Annotated in this window: 20 protein-coding genes, 2 tRNA genes and 1 pseudogene; 21 read left to right on the forward strand and 2 right to left on the reverse strand. The window is 68.0% G+C overall.

The window, feature by feature from the left end; all coding sequences use genetic code 11:
* The 9 genes from AC1DZ6_RS11510 to AC1DZ6_RS11550 form a co-directional block, all read left to right on the forward strand.
* A partial coding sequence (locus tag AC1DZ6_RS11510) for a hypothetical protein (protein WP_477097316.1) occupies positions 1-667 on the forward strand: 667 nt, incomplete at its 5' end.
* Positions 668-905: 238 nt separating this feature from the next.
* Positions 906-1,358, forward strand: coding sequence for a MaoC family dehydratase (locus tag AC1DZ6_RS11515; RefSeq protein WP_477097317.1), 453 nt, complete (start codon positions 906-908; stop codon positions 1,356-1,358).
* 71 nt (positions 1,359-1,429) lie between these two features.
* Positions 1,430-2,032: a hypothetical protein gene (locus AC1DZ6_RS11520; RefSeq protein ID WP_477097318.1), complete on the forward strand. Its 603-nt coding sequence runs from the start codon at positions 1,430-1,432 to the stop codon at positions 2,030-2,032.
* The gene (locus AC1DZ6_RS11525) at positions 2,029-2,376 is read left to right on the forward strand and encodes a gamma-glutamylcyclotransferase family protein (protein WP_477097319.1); all 348 of its coding nucleotides are present in this window, start codon (positions 2,029-2,031) and stop codon (positions 2,374-2,376) included. The genes AC1DZ6_RS11520 and AC1DZ6_RS11525 overlap by 4 nt, the downstream gene beginning before the upstream one ends.
* 103 nt (positions 2,377-2,479) lie before the next feature.
* Entirely contained in the window at positions 2,480-2,791 is a 312-nt protein-coding gene (locus AC1DZ6_RS11530; RefSeq protein ID WP_477097320.1) for an EthD family reductase, read from the forward strand.
* A 114-nt stretch (positions 2,792-2,905) separates the two neighbouring features.
* Positions 2,906-4,030, forward strand: a complete 1,125-nt coding sequence (locus AC1DZ6_RS11535; RefSeq protein WP_477097321.1) for a hypothetical protein — start codon at positions 2,906-2,908, stop codon at positions 4,028-4,030.
* An 84-nt stretch (positions 4,031-4,114) separates the two neighbouring features.
* The gene (locus AC1DZ6_RS11540; protein ID WP_477097322.1) at positions 4,115-6,031 is read left to right on the forward strand and encodes a M1 family metallopeptidase; all 1,917 of its coding nucleotides are present in this window, start codon (positions 4,115-4,117) and stop codon (positions 6,029-6,031) included.
* A 180-nt stretch (positions 6,032-6,211) separates the two neighbouring features.
* Entirely contained in the window at positions 6,212-6,406 is a 195-nt protein-coding gene (locus AC1DZ6_RS11545) for a hypothetical protein (RefSeq protein ID WP_477097323.1), read from the forward strand.
* 217 nt (positions 6,407-6,623) lie between these two features.
* The gene (locus AC1DZ6_RS11550; protein ID WP_477097324.1) at positions 6,624-8,096 is read left to right on the forward strand and encodes an NCS1 family nucleobase:cation symporter-1; all 1,473 of its coding nucleotides are present in this window, start codon (positions 6,624-6,626) and stop codon (positions 8,094-8,096) included.
* 656 nt (positions 8,097-8,752) lie between these two features.
* Here AC1DZ6_RS11550 and AC1DZ6_RS11555 read toward each other — a convergent pair.
* Positions 8,753-9,178: pseudogene (locus tag AC1DZ6_RS11555) on the reverse strand (GNAT family N-acetyltransferase); the annotation flags it as partial.
* 881 nt (positions 9,179-10,059) lie between these two features.
* On the opposite strand from AC1DZ6_RS11555, the gene hisD reads away from it, so the two are divergent.
* From hisD to AC1DZ6_RS11615, 12 genes are all read left to right on the forward strand, one after another.
* A complete protein-coding gene (hisD, locus tag AC1DZ6_RS11560; RefSeq protein ID WP_477097325.1) occupies positions 10,060-11,346 on the forward strand; it encodes a histidinol dehydrogenase in 1,287 nt (428 codons plus the stop codon).
* A gap of 18 nt (positions 11,347-11,364) precedes the next feature.
* Complete coding sequence (locus AC1DZ6_RS11565; protein ID WP_477097326.1) at positions 11,365-11,856, forward strand: UPF0262 family protein; 492 nt, start codon at positions 11,365-11,367, stop codon at positions 11,854-11,856.
* 5 nt (positions 11,857-11,861) lie between these two features.
* Positions 11,862-12,320: an arsenate reductase ArsC gene (locus AC1DZ6_RS11570; protein WP_477097327.1), complete on the forward strand. Its 459-nt coding sequence runs from the start codon at positions 11,862-11,864 to the stop codon at positions 12,318-12,320.
* A gap of 97 nt (positions 12,321-12,417) precedes the next feature.
* The gene (gene infA / locus AC1DZ6_RS11575; protein ID WP_004617696.1) at positions 12,418-12,636 is read left to right on the forward strand and encodes a translation initiation factor IF-1; all 219 of its coding nucleotides are present in this window, start codon (positions 12,418-12,420) and stop codon (positions 12,634-12,636) included.
* Positions 12,637-12,645: 9 nt separating this feature from the next.
* Positions 12,646-13,230, forward strand: a complete 585-nt coding sequence (locus tag AC1DZ6_RS11580) for a Maf family protein (RefSeq protein ID WP_477097328.1) — start codon at positions 12,646-12,648, stop codon at positions 13,228-13,230.
* Entirely contained in the window at positions 13,227-14,267 is a 1,041-nt protein-coding gene (locus AC1DZ6_RS11585) for a ribonuclease E/G (protein WP_477097329.1), read from the forward strand. Before AC1DZ6_RS11580 ends, AC1DZ6_RS11585 begins: the two co-directional genes overlap by 4 nt.
* A complete protein-coding gene (locus AC1DZ6_RS11590) occupies positions 14,264-14,434 on the forward strand; it encodes a DNA gyrase inhibitor YacG (RefSeq protein WP_477097330.1) in 171 nt (56 codons plus the stop codon). Before AC1DZ6_RS11585 ends, AC1DZ6_RS11590 begins: the two co-directional genes overlap by 4 nt.
* A 109-nt stretch (positions 14,435-14,543) precedes the next feature.
* Positions 14,544-14,619, forward strand: a tRNA-Phe gene (locus tag AC1DZ6_RS11595).
* Between the two features lie 906 nt (positions 14,620-15,525).
* Complete coding sequence (locus tag AC1DZ6_RS11600) at positions 15,526-16,425, forward strand: MotA/TolQ/ExbB proton channel family protein (RefSeq protein ID WP_477097334.1); 900 nt, start codon at positions 15,526-15,528, stop codon at positions 16,423-16,425.
* A 5-nt stretch (positions 16,426-16,430) separates the two neighbouring features.
* Positions 16,431-16,865, forward strand: coding sequence for a biopolymer transporter ExbD (locus AC1DZ6_RS11605; protein WP_477097331.1), 435 nt, complete (start codon positions 16,431-16,433; stop codon positions 16,863-16,865).
* A gap of 9 nt (positions 16,866-16,874) precedes the next feature.
* Entirely contained in the window at positions 16,875-17,615 is a 741-nt protein-coding gene (locus AC1DZ6_RS11610) for an energy transducer TonB (protein ID WP_477097332.1), read from the forward strand.
* Between the two features lie 129 nt (positions 17,616-17,744).
* Positions 17,745-17,821 (forward strand) — tRNA-His (locus tag AC1DZ6_RS11615).
* Positions 17,822-17,892: 71 nt separating this feature from the next.
* Here AC1DZ6_RS11615 and AC1DZ6_RS11620 read toward each other — a convergent pair.
* Positions 17,893-18,036: a hypothetical protein gene (locus AC1DZ6_RS11620; RefSeq protein ID WP_477097333.1), complete on the reverse strand. Its 144-nt coding sequence runs from the start codon at positions 18,034-18,036 to the stop codon at positions 17,893-17,895.
* Positions 18,037-18,348: the final 312 nt, after the last annotated feature.

The raw sequence follows: 18,348 nt of genomic DNA on the forward strand, positions 1-18,348 counted from the left end.
GGCCGAACTGGCGTCGCGCGGCTATGTCAATGTCGGCGGCCAGAGCGGCGACGACCGCAAATGGACCTATTGGTGGAACGAGCGGCGCGGCGTCTGCCTGTCGGTGACCACCCTGAACGGACGCTACGACGCGATCGTCTCGACGCCGGCCCCCGACTGCAGGAAAAGCGGCGGCGGTGGYGGCGGCGGTGGCGGTGGCGGCGGCGGCGCGTACCGGCCGCCCGAATTCGGCTACGGCCAAGGCAATTCCGGCGGCTATCGCGAGCATATCGCGCTGATCTGCTATGGCGAAGGCCAGCGCTACACCAACCAGCTGAAGTCCGGCTACGAGTGGGATGCCGACAAGCGCCGCTATGTGCCCCGCAGCGGCCTGGAGCTGACGCGCCAGGACTACGACAGCTCGGTCACCGTCGAGATCGACGGCGATCGCGGGCGCATCCGTCCGGCCAAGAACATGATCCCGCCGATCCATGGGAACAGCGACGCCGGCTGGTACGACATCGCCAACCTCTCGGTCTCCCGCGACATGATCCGGGGCGAGTTCAAGCTGAACGGCGCCAATCGCCCCAAGCTGATGATCGATCGTCGCGCCGGTCGCATCACCCTGGACGGCCTGACCAAGTTCAGCGGCACGTGCGATCCGTTGGACGGCGACCGCAAGTTCTAGGACACGTCGGACCCGACGCCCTTGGGCGTCCGGTCCGGCTCGGCCCGGCCAAGGATCTGGGCCATTGCATCGCACCGCTCGAGCCGTCGCGCGTCGTCCAGCGGCCCGGCCCCTTGGCCCGGCCCGCCATGATCCGTTCGCCCAGTCCGGGCGCCCCGCCGGCGGGCGAAGCCTCATCCCGCCACGCCCGCGCGCATTTTTGCTGGCCACGGCGCGGCATCACGGCTAACCGCGCGGTATGATCCAACCTCACCCCTCCGGCGGCTACATCCTGGAAGAACTCGCGGTCGGGATGGTCGCCGAAAAGCACGTGCCCATCACCGAGGAGCGCATCCAGCGTTTCGCCGAGGCTTCCGACGACTTCAACCCCGTGCACATGGACGAGGCCTTCGCGTCCAAGACCGCCTATCGCGGGCGGATCGCGCACGGCCTGCTGTCGGCGTCGTTCGGCTCGGCCGTGGTCGGCACCATCCTGCCCGGCGCGGGCGCGATCTATCTGAGTCAGACCCTGGCGTTCCACAAGCCGGTGCGCATCGGCGACGTCGTGACGGCCCGCGTGACGGTCTCGGCCATCGACGAGGTGAGCGCGCGCGTCACCCTGCGTTGCGAGGGCCTRGTGGGCGACGAGCCGATCATGGACGGCGAGGCCACGGTGCGCGTGCCGCGTCGCCGCCGGCCGGCGAAGGCCTAGGCCGTCACGGGACGACTTCACGGCGACACGCACTCACTCTACCGTCCCGGCACTCGCACAATGGAGGCCCGATGACCGAAGAGACGCCCCCCAAGCGCCTGCCGATCCGCTGGCTGACCCTGGCCGAGATCGTGGCGGTGGCCGCCCTGGTGATCACCGGCCTCAGCTTCTGGGATTCGCACCGCGAACGGGTCCGCGAGGATCGCGAGCGTTCGGTCGCCGCCAGCGAGCGGCGGGCCGAAGCCCAGGCCGCCGCGCGGAAGATGACCTTCGTGATGACGGGCACGCGCGAGAAGGGCGGCGAGGTCATTCGGCTGATCTCGGTCAATGACAGCCAGGTGATCCAGACCCAGACCGTCTGGTTCCCCGCCGAGCTGCGCTCCGACAGCGTCGAGACCACCGGCAATCCCCGGCTGGAAATCGGCTGGATCGAGAAAGGCCTGCGCAAGAAGGCCGGCAAGGCCAAGACCGGCCGCGTGCCGGTCGGGGTGCTGACGGTGTTCATCGAGGACGGCCAGACCAAGACCGACCGGGCCATCTACCAACTGGGCTACAGCATCCATCCCCGCACCCTGCGCGCCGACAAGATCGAGCTGGAGGGGCTGTCCGTCGCCCGCCGCGACGTCCCGGGCGACCTGCAGGCGGCGGCCGGCAGCCTCTGGTCGGCGCGATGAGCGCGCCCGATCCGATCCGCCTCTTCTCCTACGGCACCCTCCAGTTGGAGACGGTGCAGCGCGAGACCTTCGGACGGCTCCTGACCGGCGCGCCCGACGCCTTGCCGGGCTACAGCCGCACGATGGTGCGGATCACCGATCCGGCGGTCATCGCCGCCAGCGGCGCCGACCATCATCCCATTGTGGCGGCGAGCGACAATCCGGACGACGCGGTCGAGGGCATGGTGTTCGAGATCACCGCCGCCGAACTGGCCGCCGCCGACACCTACGAGGTCTCGGACTACAAGCGCGTCGAGGTGGTTCTGGCGTCCGGCTTGCGGGCCTGGGTTTACATCCAAGCCTGAACGGGGCGCCGTCGCGGCAATCGTGGCGAGGTCTCGCCCGCGTGCTTAACTGAGCTCCGGACGGCGCGCGACCGGCGACGCCGCCACTCCAGGGGAGGCGACCATGGTCATCTTAAGCGTGCTCTATCCCGCGACGCCCGGCGCCAGGTTCGACCAGGCCTATTACGACAGCGTCCACATTCCGCTGGTGAAGGACGCCTTCACGTCGACCGGCCTGACGGACGTGCAGRTGCTCAAGGGCCTGCCCGGCCCGGACGGCGGCGCGGCCCCCTTCGTGGTCATCGTCAATCTGACCTTCGAGAGTCCCGAAGCCCTGGGCGCCAGCCTGGGCGGCCCGCGCGCCCCCGAGGTGCTGGGCGACGTCGCCAAGTTCACCGACATCCAGCCCGTGACCCAGGTCAGCGCGCCGGGGTAGGGGGCTTTCCCGCGGACATGGTTAATGCGCCTTTAACCATGTTCCCGCCATTTGACCCGGTGTTTCAGGCCCGTCGCGATTCGTAATTTCGCGGCGATTTGAGTCGAGGGCTTCATGGTCGGCAGCGTTACGAACGGCTACGCGGCGAACCCCTATCTCGCCGCCGGCGCGGCCAGCACGACGGCCGCGACGACAGCGGCCGCCAGCGACAGCTCCAGCGCCGCGGCCGCCAAGACCAGCGGGTCCGGCGACAAGGTCACCCTGTCGCCCGAAGCCCAGGCGGCCCTGGCCGCCCAGACCGACAACCGCACCACCGACGCGGTGGTCGCCTCGGCCCGCTCGGCGCTGGACAAGCTGCTGGCCGGCGCCAAGGCGACCAGCGCGCTGAAGGACGGCAAAGCGACGATCGACGTCTCGGGCCTGGACCGCCGCAGCCTCTACGCCATCGCCAGCAACAAGGGCGGCAAGTTCTCGATCGAGGAACAGGTGGTCGCCAGCCTGCAGATGAAGGCCAACCGCGACACGGCCCTGTCGGCCTCGGCCTCGGCCATGCGGGTGACCGGCGACTACACCGGACTCTACAAGGCGGCCCTGGCCAATCTCGAGGCCGCCGGGGCCGAGGAGAAGGGCACGGCCCAGTGGGCCAAGGACAAGGCGGCCCTGACCGAGGGCCTCAAGCAGGCCACCGCCAAGCCGGGCGTTCAGCCCACCGGCATCGACGGCGATCCGGTCGCGACCTATCTGAAGGACGTCGGCGGGGTGGTCTCCAACCCGCGCACCCGCGACATCGGCAAGGTCGCTTCCGACGTCCGCTCGGTGCTCGACAAGCAGTACGCCTCGGCCACCAAGGACGGGATGGCCACCGACGAGGACAGCGGAACGATCGACTTCTCCAAGTTCGACGACCGCTCGCTGGCCGCCATGGCCCTGAACAAGGGCGACCAGTTCTCCGAACACGAGATCGCCCAGGCGGCCGCCGAGGTGCGGACCCGCAATCGCGACAGCGTCTCCAGCGCCTATGCCAGCACCAAGGGCTCGGACAGCTCGGCCTTCGGCAAGAGCCTGATCACCCAGTACGCCGCCATGAGCGACGAGGAACGCCAGGCCGCCGGCTGGACCCCGGCGCTCTACGACAAGATGGTCGAGGTCCAGAACCTTTCGGACAAGCTGGCCTCGCTGTTCAACAGCGACGGCAGCGTGAACACCGGCGGGACGAGCCTGCTGGAATATCTGAGCTAGGGTAACGGGGATTGGCCCTAGACCGGGCACAGAGCTGGGCTAAGACGGTGGGGACCACTTCGCCGTAGATGGACTCGGCTTTCCATGACCTCGATCAAGACCACCACTCGCGCCGCCCTGCTGGCGCTCCTGCTCTGCGGCGTCGCCGCGCCCGCCCTGGCTCAGACCGYGCCGCCGATCCCGGCGATCCTGACGACGCCGGAAGCCCGCGACATCCACTCCTACGCCCAGCCGCTGACAGCGCGGGTGACACATGTCGACCTGGACCTGACCGCCGACTTCGCCGGCCAGAAGATGACCGGCACGGCCGCCCTCGACATCGCCGCCGCGCCTGACGCGAAAGAGGTCGTGCTCGACAGCAAGGGCCTGGTGATCAAGGCGATCACCGACGACAAGGGCGCGGCCCTGCCGTGGACCCTGGGCAAGGCCGACCCGAACCTCGGCGCGCCGCTGACGGTTCAGTTGCCAAAGGGGACTAGATCCGCCAAGCGCATCGTGATCACCTACGACAGCGCCCCCGACGGCGCGGCCCTGCAGTGGCTGACGCCCTCGCAGACGGCGGGCAAGGTCAAGCCGTACCTGTTCAGCCAGGGCGAGGCGATCCTCAACCGCAGCTGGATCCCCACCCAGGACAGCCCCGGCATCCGCCAGACCTGGACCGCCCGCATCGTCGCGCCCGAGGGCCTGAAGGCGGTGATGAGCGCCGAGATGCTGACCCCGGACGGCGAGCCGGTCGCCGGCGGCGGCCGCGCCTATCGCTTCAGGATGGACAAGCCGGTCGCCTCGTACCTGATCGCCATCGCCATAGGCGACCTGACCTTCACGCCGCTGGGCCAGCGGACCGGCGTCTACACCGAGCCGTCGGTGATGAAGAAGACCGCCAACGAACTGGTCGATGTCGAGAAGATGGTCGAGGCGGCCGAGAGCCTCTACGGCCCCTATGCCTGGGGTCGCTACGACCTGCTGGTGCTGCCGCCGTCGTTCCCGTTCGGCGGCATGGAGAACCCGCGCCTGACCTTCGCCACGCCCACCATCATCGCCGGCGACCGTTCGCTGGTCAGCCTGGTGGCGCATGAGCTGGCCCACTCGTGGTCTGGCAACCTCGTGAACAACGCCACCTGGGCCGACTTCTGGCTGAACGAGGGCTTCACCGACTATTTCGAAAACCGGATCATGGAAAAGCTGTACGGCAAGCCGCGCGCCGACATGCTGGCCGACCTGRGCTGGAGCGACCTGCAGGCCGCGATCGCCGACGCCGGCGGCCTGACGGGCGCCGACACCCGCCTGCACCTGGACCTGACCGGCCGCGATCCCGACGACGGCATGACCGACATCGCCTACCAGAAGGGCGCGACCTTCCTGCGCACCATCGAGCAGGCGGTCGGCCGCGAGCGCTGGGACGCCTACCTCAAGGCCTACTTCGCCCGCCACGCCTTCCAGAGCCAGACCACGGCCGGCTTCGTCGCCGACCTGCGCGAGAACCTGATCAAGGGCGATCCCAAGCTGGAAGCCTCGATCGGCATCGACAAGTGGGTCTACGACGTCGGGCTGCCGGACAACGCCGTGCACATCAAGTCGGCCGCCTTCCCGGCGGTGGACGCCCTGGCCGCCGCCTACGCCAAGGGCGGCGCGGCCCCGGCCGCCAAGTGGAAGGCCTGGAGCACGCCGGAGCGCACGCGCTTCATCGCCAGCCTGCCGCGCGCGCTGTCGAAGGAGCGTCTGGCCGCCTTGGACAAGGCCTTCGGCCTGTCGGCCCAGGGCAACAGCGAGATCCGCTTCGTCTGGCTGGAGCTGGCCGTGGCCAACCGCTACGAGCCCGCCTTGCCGTCGCTGGAGGCCTTCCTGACCGAGCAGGGCCGTCGCAAGTTCGTGGCCCCGCTGTTCAAGGATCTGATGGCCCAGGGCGACTGGGGTCAGCCCATCGCCAAGCGCCTCTACGCCAAGACCCGGCCGCTCTATCACGCCGTCACGCGGCAGACCGTCGATGGGATTGTGAAATAGCCGTTTCTCGAAAAATCACGCGTTTTTCGTCGTTCACTGACGTTTTGGCGACGAAAACGCGCGATCCGGCTCGATTTTTCTCCGAAAAAGCGCCGAAATTCGCTCGTTGAGCGATTTTTCGTGTTAACCGTGACCTTGCGCTCCCGTCAGAGGAGCAGGCCTCGTTAGGGAGAGATCGCCATGGCTGACGCCGTGTTCGCGACCCGTGTGCGTGCGCGTTCCGTGTTCTTCAGAAAATGCGACATCAACAAGCCGGAAGCCGCCGAGCTTCGGCATGCCGGCCCCTGCATCCAGTGGGACCGGGTCGGCATCGTGGCCATRGTCCTGGTGTTCGGGGCCGGGCTGGCGACGCTCGCCTATGCCGGGATGGGCTGAGCGCCCACTCCACCAAATCTGTCATCCCGGGCGTAGCGAACCGAAGACCCGGGACCGACGCCTGAGCTCAGCGCTTCGGCCCGGTCCCGGATCGGCGCGCTACGCGCTTGTCCGGGATGACAGCATTGTGGCCGGCTCAAGGGCCCTCGCCACTTTCCCCGTGACGCCCACCGTTCGCTGACCCATGCTCCGCCCACGACACGATCGCGGGGGCGACATGAACGACCAAGCCGGCAACACCCTCTGGAATCCGGACCTGGCGCCGACCACGGCTGCTCAGCGCACCTGGAAGGCCCGGCACTTCGCGGCGCTTTGGCTGGGCATGGTCATCGCCGTGCCGGCCTACATGCTGGCCGCGGGTCTGATCGAGCAGGGGATGTCGGCGACCCAGGCGGTGTGGGCCGTGCTGCTGGGCAATGTCATCGTGCTGGTCCCGATGCTGCTGATCGGCCATGCGGGCGCCAAGTGGGGCGTGCCCTATGCGGTGCTGGCCCGGGCCTCGTTCGGCTGGCGCGGCGCGCGGGCTCCGGCTCTGGCCAGGGCCATCGTCGCCTGCGGCTGGTACGGCATCCAGACCTGGATCGGCGGCGGCGCGCTGCTGACCCTGCTGGGGGTGATGGTCGGCAAGAGCCTGGTCGGGCCGATGGTCCCCGTCCTGGGCATAGGCGTCGGCCAACTGCTGTCGTTCGCCGCCTTCTGGCTGATCCAGCTGCTGTTCGTCACCAAGGGCTTGGAGACCGTGCGCAAGCTCGAGACCTGGACCGCGCCGGTCAAGATCCTGGTCTGCGGCCTGCTGGTCTGGTGGGCGCTGAGCAAGGCCGGCGGCCTGGGACCCATCCTGCACGAGCCTAGCGCCTACGACGCCGGCGGCGCCAAGGCCGGCCGGTTCTGGAACGACTTCGGCCCGGCCGTCACCGCCATGACCGGCTACTGGGCGACCCTGGCTCTCAACATCCCCGACTTCACCCGCTTCGCCCGCACCCAGCGCGACCAGATCGTCGGCCAGGTGGTGGGCCTGCCCGGCCCGATGGCCCTGCTGGCCACGATGAGCGTGATCGTCACCTCGGCCACCGTGCTGATCTACGGCAAGCCGATCTGGGACCCGGTGGCGCTGTCGGGCAATATCGGCGGGATCGCGGTGCTGGTGGGTCTGCTGATCATCAGCCTCGACACCGTCTCGTGCAACATCGCCGCCAACCTGGTGGGACCGGCCTACGACTTCTCGGCCCTGTGGCCGCAAAAGATCAGCTACCGCGCGGGCGGCTACATCACCGCCGCCATCGGCGTGCTGATCATGCCGTGGAAGCTGCTCGAGAGCACGCAAGGCTACATCTTCGTCTGGCTGACGGGGTACGGCGCCCTGCTGGGACCGGTGGCCGGGATCCTGATCGCCGACTACTGGCTGCTGCGCCGCGCCCGGCTGGATGTCGAGGCGCTGTACGACCGCACGGGCCGCTACACCTACTTCAAGGGCTGGAACCTGGCGGCCGTCGCGGCCTTCGTGATCGGCGTCGCGCCGAACCTGCCGGGCTTCCTGAAGGCGGCCGGCCTGCCGTCGGCGGCCGGGATTGGCGCTCCGTGGACCGGGCTCTACGACTATGCGTGGTTCGTGGGGGCGGGGATCGCGGCGGCGGTCTATGTCGCGGCGATGCGAGCCGGCGGCGGCGCGAAGGCGTCGGCGGTGGCGTGAGGCTGTCGGGTCACGAGCCATAGCGGACTTCGAAACCCTCTCTCAAAGAGAGGGGGGGCGCGCGACGCCGGCCACCACCATTGCGGACGTTCAGAGAGCCCGCGCTAGGACGACGCGCCGGCTGACCCCGCACCCAGGGCGTCCGCGACGACCTCCTCGAGCACGCCGAGATCCACGTCCTTTACGGATTTGAACCGAATGCAATATCCGGTGATCTTGGCCTTCCCGAGCCGCGATCCATAGGTCCGCGACAGGTATGTCTTGTCCTTGAGACCCATGACATAGACCGATAGCCCGGACGTATTGGCGCTCAGGCCGATCTTGTAGAACGCTCTCGAGTCCCCGCTGGCGTAGCCGAGCGTCTGCGACCCATAGCCAATGTTCGGATTGGAGACGACCTTGCCGTCGTCGTTCGTGCCATCCAGAAACCAGAGCTCGGCGCCGGGCGAAATCGCCAGGATGCGCCGGTGCAGGTCCCGCAATTCCGCGCTCTTGGCCGGGGACTGATCGCCGATATAGCTGTCGATCTGATCGCGCACGCCCATGCCGAGGGCCTCCTTTTTTCCAGGACGATCGAACGCGTGTGAAACCGACAGGGGCGGCTGRCTTTCAACACCCCCACGCCCGTCATCCTCGGAACAAGTCCGAGGATGACGGGCGTGGAAGGCGTCCGACGCCGGGTTGGGCGGATTGGAATTGACCTCGCAGACGACGCGTTCGTGTCCCGCCGCACGGGCGCGTTCGAACAGAAGTTGGTAGAGCAGGCGGGCGTGGCCGCGCCCGCGCGCCTCGCCGGCGACCACGATGCGGTCGACATAGACGAAGCGCGGGAAGCGCTCGCGAAACCACAGGAAGTTGGGGCTGTCGTAGTCGGCGTCCTGGTCGAAGGCCAGCAGCAGGGCGTCGGCCTGGCCGATGCGCTCGGCCACGAACGACTCGCCCACCAGGTGCGCCAGCCGGGGCGGTTCCAACCACGACAGCTCCACCGCATGGGCGTTGTTCAGCGCCAGCAGGGCGGCGGCCAGGTCGGGCGAGGCCGCCAGGTCGGCCGGGGTGACGGAGAGAGGGGCGGTGCTGGTCATGACGTTTCGTACCCTCTCCCGGAGGGAAGAGGGAGGGTGAGGGGTGACGCCTTGCCGGTTTCACGCGGGCGCCCTGCCGGCGCGCCGTCTGACGGTTTACCCCCTCACCCTCCCACCGCTTCGCGGCGGGCCCCGCCCTCTCCCTCTGGGAGAGAGTGATTTGGGGGGATTGAGCGCGCTGGATCCCCGCCAGCGMCGCSARRAACCCCAACGATCCCAACGCSCTGMAAAATAAYSAGCGTCACAAGTCCTMGGACCTCAAACCTCCTGCACAATCAGAGCTGTCCCATCGCGGGGGAGGGCTCTTGGTACCGGCCCAAGCAGGCGATGGGGATCGAACCGAGCGGGGCCGGGCTGGCCTGGCGATCGGGTCGGCTGGGGAGGCGGGTCTCAGAAGGATCCAAGGCCCAAGCCGGACGCAAGCCGGACAGTCCGGGTTGACGGGGCTGGGAGTTCAAACCGGCCTGTTCSAGGATCAGTCGGAGTCGCCGACGGCCCCTTCCGGGCGRCTTTGATCCTGCCCGCCCGAGGGGAAACGTCGATCGGGATGAAACAGGCCCTCAATCGCCGTCCCTTGAGAAGAACGGTTCGGCGGAGCGGTCAGGTCTAGCCGAAACGCACCTCTAAACCCACGGTCATCCGGGCTGGGCCCGGACCGCTCCGCGCCTCCCCAACCACTCACAGCCCGATTGGCGTGGGATCACACCTACTTGCCCCCACCTGACCGCTAAAGCGGTCTGTCCGCCCCCATGGGGGGCGGAGGACACGCCTCGCCCCTCTGCCCCCTTTGGGGGAAGACGACCGCGAAGCGGTCCGTAGGGGGCAAGTGATCGCCGCACCAAACCTCTTGTGTCTTGTCCAAAAACCCGCATCTAGGCCCCATGCGTCGCTTCAACTCCGCCGATCCCACCTTTCCCGTCGCCTTCAAGGCCTTCCTCGACGAGCGCCGGGGCGCGCCCGAGAATGTCGATGCGGCCGCGCGCAACGTTTTGGACGCCGTGCAGGCCGACGGGCTGAAGGCCGTGCTCAGCTTCACTAGTCGCTTCGACGGCGTGGAACTGACCGAGGACACCATCCGGGTCACCGCCGAGGAGATCGAGGCCGGCGCCGCCGCGTGCTCGGCTGAAGTCCGCGAGGCCATCGCCTTCGCCGCCGCCCGCATCCGCGCCTTCCACACCCGCCAGCGTCCGCAGGATCAATCCTGGACCGACGAGGCCGGCGTGCAGCTGGGCTGGCGCTGGACGCCGCTGGAGGCCGTGGGCGTCTATGTGCCCGGCGGCCGCGCGGCCTATCCCTCGACCGTGCTGATGAACGCCGTGCCCGCCCAGGTGGCCGGCGTCGACCGCATCGCCATGGTCACGCCTCCCGGCAAGCTGGAGCCGGCGGTGCTGGCCGCCGCCAAGGAGGCGGGGGTCACCGAGATCTGGCGGATCGGCGGGGCCCAAGCTGTCGCAGCCCTGGCCTATGGCGCCGGACCGATCCAGCCGGTCGACAAGATCGTCGGCCCCGGCAACGCCTATGTCACCGCCGCCAAGCGCCGCCTCTACGGCGTGGTCGGCATCGACGCCCTGGCCGGTCCGTCCGAGATCGTCGTGGTCGCCGACGCCGACAACAATCCCGACTGGATCGCCGCCGACCTGCTGAGCCAGGCCGAGCACGACCCGGCCGCCCAGTCGATCCTGATCACCGACGACGAGGCCTTCGCCCAGGCGGTGTCCGACGCCGTCGACGCCCTGCTCAAGACCCTGGCCACCGGAGTCGACGCCGCCGCCTCGTGGCGCGACCACGGCGCGATCATCCTGTGCCCCCTGGACGACAGCCCGCGCCTCGTGGACCTGCTGGCCCCCGAGCACGTCGAGTTCGCGATCGACGAGCCCGAGCGCCTGGCCGACCGCGTGCGCCACGCCGGGGCCATCTTCCTGGGCCGCCTGACGCCGGAAGCCATCGGCGACTACGTGGCCGGCTCCAACCACGTGCTGCCCACCAGCCGCGCCGCGCGCTTCCAGTCAGGCCTGTCGATCTACGACTTCCTCAAACGCACCTCGATCGTGAAGTGCGACGCGGCCTCGTTCGGGATCCTGGGGCCGCACACCGTCGCCCTGGCCAAGGCCGAGGGCCTGCCGGCCCACGCACTGTCGGCGTCCATCAGGTTGCCAACCAAGCCGTAAGGGGCAAGTCTGCCGACGATGTCCGACGCCAAGTCCAGCCAGTTCCTGAAGTCCATCCTCATCGACGAGGACAGCCTCGCGGCGGCGTCGCGCGACCAGGAGCAGGAGCGGCAGGTGGCGATCTTCGACCTGCTGGACGGTAACTATTTCGAGCCGGCCGAGGCGGCGGGCGGGCCCTATGACCTGAAGCTGTCGCTGATCGAGAACCGCCTGGCCTTCGACATCGCCGGGCCGGAGTCCGAGGGCGAGCGCTGGGAGCGCCGGCACCTGCTGTCCCTGTCGCCCTTTCGGGGGGTGATCAAGGACTACTTCATGATCTGCGACAGCTACTATTCGGCGATCCGCAATTCCTCCCCCCAGCAGATCGAGGCCTTGGACATGGGACGGCGCGGCCTGCACAACGAGGGCTCGTCGCTGCTGCGCGAACGGCTGGAGGGCAAGGTCAAGACCGACCTCGACACGGCCCGACGGCTGTTCACCCTGATCTGCGCTCTGCACTGGCGAGGCTAGGGAGCGTGGCGGCGGATCTTCCGGACGCGGTGCTGTTCGCCTGCAACTTCAATCGCGTGCGCTCGCCGATGGCCGAGGCGCTGTTCAAGCACTTCTACGGCACGCGGGCGTTCGTCGATTCGTGCGGCCTGAAGCCGGACCCGGCCGAGGAGGGCGTCGACCCGTTCGTGGCCGCGGTCATGGACGAGATGGGCCTGGACGTCAGCGGCCACAAACCCAAGAGCTTCGCCCAGCTGGAGGACGACAGTTTCGACGTCGTCATCTCCTTGACCCCCGAGGCCCAGCACCGGGCCGTCGAGCTGGCGCGGGACCGGGCCACCGACATCGAGTATTGGCCGACCCACGACCCGACCCTCGCGGACGGCTCGCGCGACGCCATGCTGGCCGCCTATCGCGAGGTGCGTGACGCTCTGGCCACGGCGATTCGACAACGTTTCGGCGCGCCATCGACGTTCGGGGGGTGAATGCGCTATACACCCCGCCTCGCTGCCGCGATCCGCTCCCCGACTCAATCGTCGTGGGGGCTTTACCGGCATGGCGTCACCCATTTTGAGAGGCCTGATGGCTAAGGAAGAACTGCTCGAGTTTCCCGGTACGGTCAGCGAATTGCTGCCCAACGCGACGTTCCGCGTGAAGCTGGAGAACGATCACGAGATCATCGCCCACACCGCCGGCAAGATGCGCAAGAACCGCATTCGGGTTCTGGCCGGCGACAAGGTGCTCGTGGAAATGACGCCCTACGACCTGACCAAGGGCCGCATCACCTACCGCTTCAAGTAGGGCTGGCGGATGGTCGTCCAGCGGACGCCGCTGGTCCTGGCCAGCGCGAGCCCCCGGCGCCTGGACCTGCTCGCGCAGGTCGGCGTCGCCCCGGATCGGGTCGATCCCGCCGACATCGATGAAGCGCCACTGCGGGACGAGACCCCGCGGCGTCATGCTTTGCGCCTGGCGATCGAGAAGGCGAGGGCGGTCGCGCCGCGTTCGCCCGGCTGCCTGGTCCTGGCCGCCGACACCGTCGTGGCGGTCGGGCGCCGCATCCTGCCCAAGGCCGAGACGCCCGAGCAGGCGGCCTACTGCCTCAAGCTGCTTTCGGGCCGCAACCACATGGTCCTGACCGGCGTCGCCGCCATCGCTCCCGACGGGCGCGAGGCCTCGCGGCTGGTCGAGACCCGCGTGCAGTTCAAGCATCTCTCCGACCAGGAGAAGGCCGACTACCTGGCCGGCGGCGAATGGAACGGCAAGGCGGGCGGCTACGGCGTGCAAGGCGTGGCCGGCGGGTTCATCATCGACCTGCACGGCTCCTACACCTCGGTGGTCGGTCTGCCGCTGTACGAGACGCTGAACCTGCTGACCGGCCTGGGCTATCGAAAATGAGCGAACGGCGCGCCTATCTCTATGCGGGCATCGGCGAGACGGTCGGGGTGGTCACCCTGGACGGCCGTCCCGAGCGCCTGGTCGCCCAGTGGGACGGCGACGATCCGCTGGACGCCGAGGGCGTGCGGGGCGTCGCCCGGGTCAAGAAGATCGAGCGCGCCTTCAACTCGGCCTTCGTCGCCCTGCCGGGCGGGGGCGACTTGCTGCTGGCCCTCAAGCCCGACATGCCCAAGCTGGTCGAGGGCCAGGTGGTCGAGATCGAGATTCGCAGCCCCTCGCGCCGCGACAAGTCCGCCGTGGCCCGCTACGTCGGCCCGGCCGAGGGCGAGCCGCGCGTGCTGGCCCATGCCCCGACCATTGAAGAGCTGCTGCGCCTCTGGGTGAAGTCCGGCTCGCCCACCCAAGGCTTGGCCGCGCTGGAGGCCGTCGAGGCCGCCGAGGCCGAGGCCCTGGAGACGGTCTTCGCCCTGCCGGGCGGCGGCGACGTCAGCATCGAGGCGACTCGGGCCTTGGTGGCCATCGACGTCGACCTGGGCGGTCGCGACGGGGATTCGAAGAAGGCGGCCCGCGCCGCCAACATGGCCGCCTTCACGACCGCCGCCCGCCTCCTGCGCCTGAAGGGTCTGGCGGGGCTGGTGGTCTTCGATCTGGTCGGGCGCGGCCACGACGGTCCGGCCCTGACCACGGCGGCCCGCAACGCCTTCGCCGTCGACAATCCCGGCGTCGGCCTCGGGCCGATCAGCAAGTTCGGGGCGCTGGAGATGATCGTGCCGCGCCGGACCAAACCGATTCTCGACCGGCTTCTGGACGAGACCGGCGGACTGTCGGCCCGCGCCGGGGCCCTGCGGCTGGTCCGCGCCTTCGAGCGTGAGGGCAGGGCGGATCCCGGCGGCAAGCTGGCCGGTCGCTGCTCGCCCGCCGTCGCCGAAGCCTTCGCGGCCTTCGACGTCGCCCTGGCCGACAAGATCGGCCGCCGCTTCACCCTGGCCGTCGCCGCCGACTGGCCCAACGACCGCCTGGAGGTCTCGCCCTCATGAGCGCCTGCCCAATCTGCAAGAAACCGACGGACGCGGCCTTCCGCCCCTTCTGTTCCAAGCGCTGCGCCGACATCGACCTGAACCGCTGGCTGTCGGACCGGTACGTGGTGCCCGGGGCCGACGAGGACGAGGAGAATCCGCCGTCCACAGACTTCGGCCGCGAATAGTTCGAGATCGTTTCAAGAGGGGCTGGACTTCGTTTTTAGCCTCCCCTATAGACGCGGCTCCCCGCCGCAAGGTGGGCGCCGAGGTGGTTTACACCGCCTTTTGGCATAGGCCTGGATAGCTCAGCTGGTAGAGCAGCGGATTGAAAATCCGCGTGTCGGTGGTTCGAATCCGCCTCCAGGCACCATTCCCTTCAGACCTGTCGCCGTTTCGATCGCTTCGCGGTCGGAGCACCTCGTCGAAGCCTTCGCCCAAGCCGAGGCTGGCCCTCCCGGCGGCGCCGCGAACTTGATCATCCGCGTCCGCTGCAGGGCAGATGTGAAATTTTAGCGCGGACGCCGACGCCGTCGGCGAGGTCAGGTCGCTCGCGGTCGGGTTCGCGCAAACAGCCGACTCCCGACGCCGTCTTCGCGACGATCAAGCGGTCAGGGCGGGCCGTTCTCTCCGGATGACGCCTAGTCGTTGTCGAGATCGGGCCATCTCGGTTCCAGCGGCCGCGACGCGCGATTTGAGCGCCGGAAGGCCGTTGCAGGCGGAAATTCTCTGCTCGCGAGGCCGGCGGGACGTAGAAGGCGGCGGGGGAGGTCAGATCTCCGGCTGGCCTCTTTCCCGGCCAGATTGAACTGCGCCGCAATACGCGCTCAGATCTCGGCTGCAAGACCGATGTTTTGTAAGCATGTTGCGGTGCAACATCGATATTCCCTTTGGTAGGGAAAAACCGCCCTCAAATCCTGATTTCCCATTTGTGCGGTGCGGCAAAGGTAGTGGGTGCGTCAAAGGGACGGTAAATTTATGCCGCCTCACACCCCTTGACGGTACGAAAAGGGGTTGCCAAAGGACCCCTGCCGCAATTCTAACATTGCGGTAAGATCGAAGCCTCCTCGGGGGCGGCGATCACACGCGCTTCGAAACGATCCTTCTTGATGGGCATGAGCCTGGCTTGGGGGGCGTAACGGGTCGAGCGCAGCGAAGCGGGTTTGCAAGACGTCCGAGCAATCGGCCATCTTGCGGGCTATTCAAGTCTAGGGTGGAGACGCTCTCGCGCGACGACCCTCGGTCCAAACGTGCTAGACCAATCAGGAACTGGCGACAGATGCTCGACATTAAACGGAAAACCCCCCTCATCGCTCTCGTCGGCGCCATGGCGCTGATGGTGAGCGCCCCGGCTTTCGCTCAGGACGCCGCGGCGCCTGCGCCGGCCACCACCGAAGCTGCTGCTCCGGCCGCCGCCGCCCCGGCCCCCGCCGCCGCGCCTGCTGAAGAGCCGCTGGACGCCGGCGTCGCCGCGACCGAAAAGATGAAGTCCCACTCCCTGACCCCGATCGGCATGTTCCTGTCGGCCCAGGCGGTGGTTAAGGTCGTGATGATCGGTCTGATCCTCGCCTCGATCTTCTCGTGGGTCCTGCTGATCACCAAGCTGTTCGAGTTCGGCGCCCTGAACAAGCAATCGGACAAGTTCCTGGAAGCCTTCCGCGGCGCTCGTTCGATCGCTGACATCGCCCGCATCGGTTCGTCGGAAGAATTCGAAGGCAACCCGATGGCCGACATGGCCGCCGCGGCTGCTCAAGAAGTCGAACTGTCGCGCCAAGCTGGCCTGGCCGTCGGCGGCGAGCACCGTGACTCGACCCTGTCGCGCGCCACCTACGCCATCAACGCGGTGCAAGCCTCGCTGGTTAAGCGTCTGTCGGGCGGCATGGTGTTCCTGGCCTCGGTCGGTTCGGCCGGTCCGTTCATCGGTCTGTTCGGTACGGTTTACGGGATCATGACCTCGTTCATCGGCATCGCGAACACCAACACGACCAACCTGGCCGTCGTCGCTCCCGGTATCGCCGAAGCGCTGCTCGCCACCGGTATTGGTCTGTTCGCCGCTATCCCGGCCGTTATCTTCTACAACTTCTTCCAGACCCGCATCTCCGGCTACGGCACGCGCTCGGAAGGCTTCGTTGCTGAACTGATGAACGCCATCTCGCGCCAGCTCGACAAAGGGGCGTAAGACCGATGGCCGCCAAACTCTCAGGCGGTGGGGGCGACAGGTTTAACGTCGAACAGAACAGCGAGATCAACGTTACGCCCTTCGTGGACGTCATGCTGGTTCTCCTGATCATCTTCATGGTGGCGGCTCCGCTCGCCTCCGTGTCGGTCGAAGTGAACTTGCCGCCGGCGGTCGCGAAACCGTCGACGACCCCGCCAAAGCCCGTCTACATTTCGATCAAGGCTTCGGGACAGGTCTTCATTGGCGATGACCGCACCACGGTTGACGAGATGGGTGCGGACCTCACGAAGAACATTGGCCGTCGCGATCCCACCAAGGAGCGCATCTATATCCGCGCCGACGAAAAGACGCGCTACGGAGCTTTCATGGAGGTTATGAACACCCTCCAGGATAACGGCTTCTACAGCGTGGCGCTCATCGGCAAGGATCAGAACAGCTAGGGGTGATGCATGGCTGAACAACAAGCGCCTGAGCATCGCCACTACGACCCGCTCACTTCGGATGGTCCGCGACGCAAGAAGGGTGGTCTCGGCGCCTTTGGTATCGCGACCATCGTCGTCGTCGGCTTCCACGCTGCTTTGTTCGCTTATCTGGCGAAGCAGAAGTTCGAAGCGGTGATGAAGGAGTATCACGACGACGCCGTGGACGTGGAGCTGCCTCCGCCGCCCCCGCCGCCGCCGCCGCCTCCTCCGCCCCCGCCGCCGCCGCCGACCGACGCTCCGCCCCCGCCTCCCGCGGTGGTGCAGCCGAGGCCGCCGATCGCGCCGCCGCCGGACGTGACTCCGCCGCCGCCGCTGCCGATTCCTCCCGTCAAGGAGCGGGTCGAGCAAACGGCGCCTCCGGTGATCTCCAACGTGCCGCCGGTTCCTTCGAACCCGCCGGCTCGGGCTTCGGTGATCACCAAGCCGGACTGGGCCCGCAAGCCCACCGGTGAGGACATGGCTCGCTACTACCCCGACCGCGCTCAGCGGATGGAAGTGGGCGGCCGTGCGACGCTGTCGTGCACCGTTACCGCCAGAGGGTCTCTGGAAGGCTGCTCGGTCGTGTCGGAAAATCCGGCGGACTACGGCTTCGGCGATGCTGCTCTGAAGTTGTCGCGACTGTTCCGCATGAAGCCGAAGACGCTTGACGGCGCTCCGGTGGATGGTGGTCAGATCACGATCCCGATCGTCTTCACGGTCCCCCGCTAGGGACCCGGACGACCGGCCAAGAAACGAGCGCCCCGGAGCCTAATCGCTCCGGGGCGTTTTCGTGTGGGAGGGCTGTTTCGGCGCTTGATCCGGCCCGCGCGTCCGACTAAAGACACTCCCTCGCGATGCGCCGCCTTAGCTCAGTTGGTTAGAGCGCCGGTTTGTGGAACCGGAGGTCCTCAGTTCAAGCCTGAGAGGCGGTACCATCGCCAAGTCCTGAAAAGCCCCGGGTTTCGCCCGGGGCTTTTTCGTTGCGGGGCTTCTGGAGGAAGGGGGCCTAGGCGGCGTGTCCGTTCAGCGCGACCCAGACGCGCCAGCCGATGAGCGTGATCGCGATCCAGCCCGCCAGCAGGCCGGCCATCGGCCGGGCCTGCCACCAGTATCGAATGCGGCCGGCGGCCGCCCCCGAAGACCTTTTCACGTTCAAGCTCCCGACTGTGACGCAACGGGGCGCACGTCCGCCACCTGACTCGAAGGCTGCGCCCGAACGGCGTTTCTCGGAAGTGCGGCACAGCGCCGCTAGGGCGGGGCGACCGCAAGCGCCGCCGGCGGCCCGCCCCTAGCCGCTCGCGGACCCGTCCAGGCGGTATTCGGCCACCGGGCTGGACCGGAGGAACGCCTCGATCTGCTTGCGGCGGCGGATCGCGTGCTGGTGGCGGCGAACGACCTCGCCGGCCGGCGGGGCGACGACGGCAAGGATCAGGAACAGCGATACGATCAGGATCATGCAGGT

The sequence above is a fragment of the Caulobacter sp. P1_B12_2 genome, from assembly GCF_056406675.1.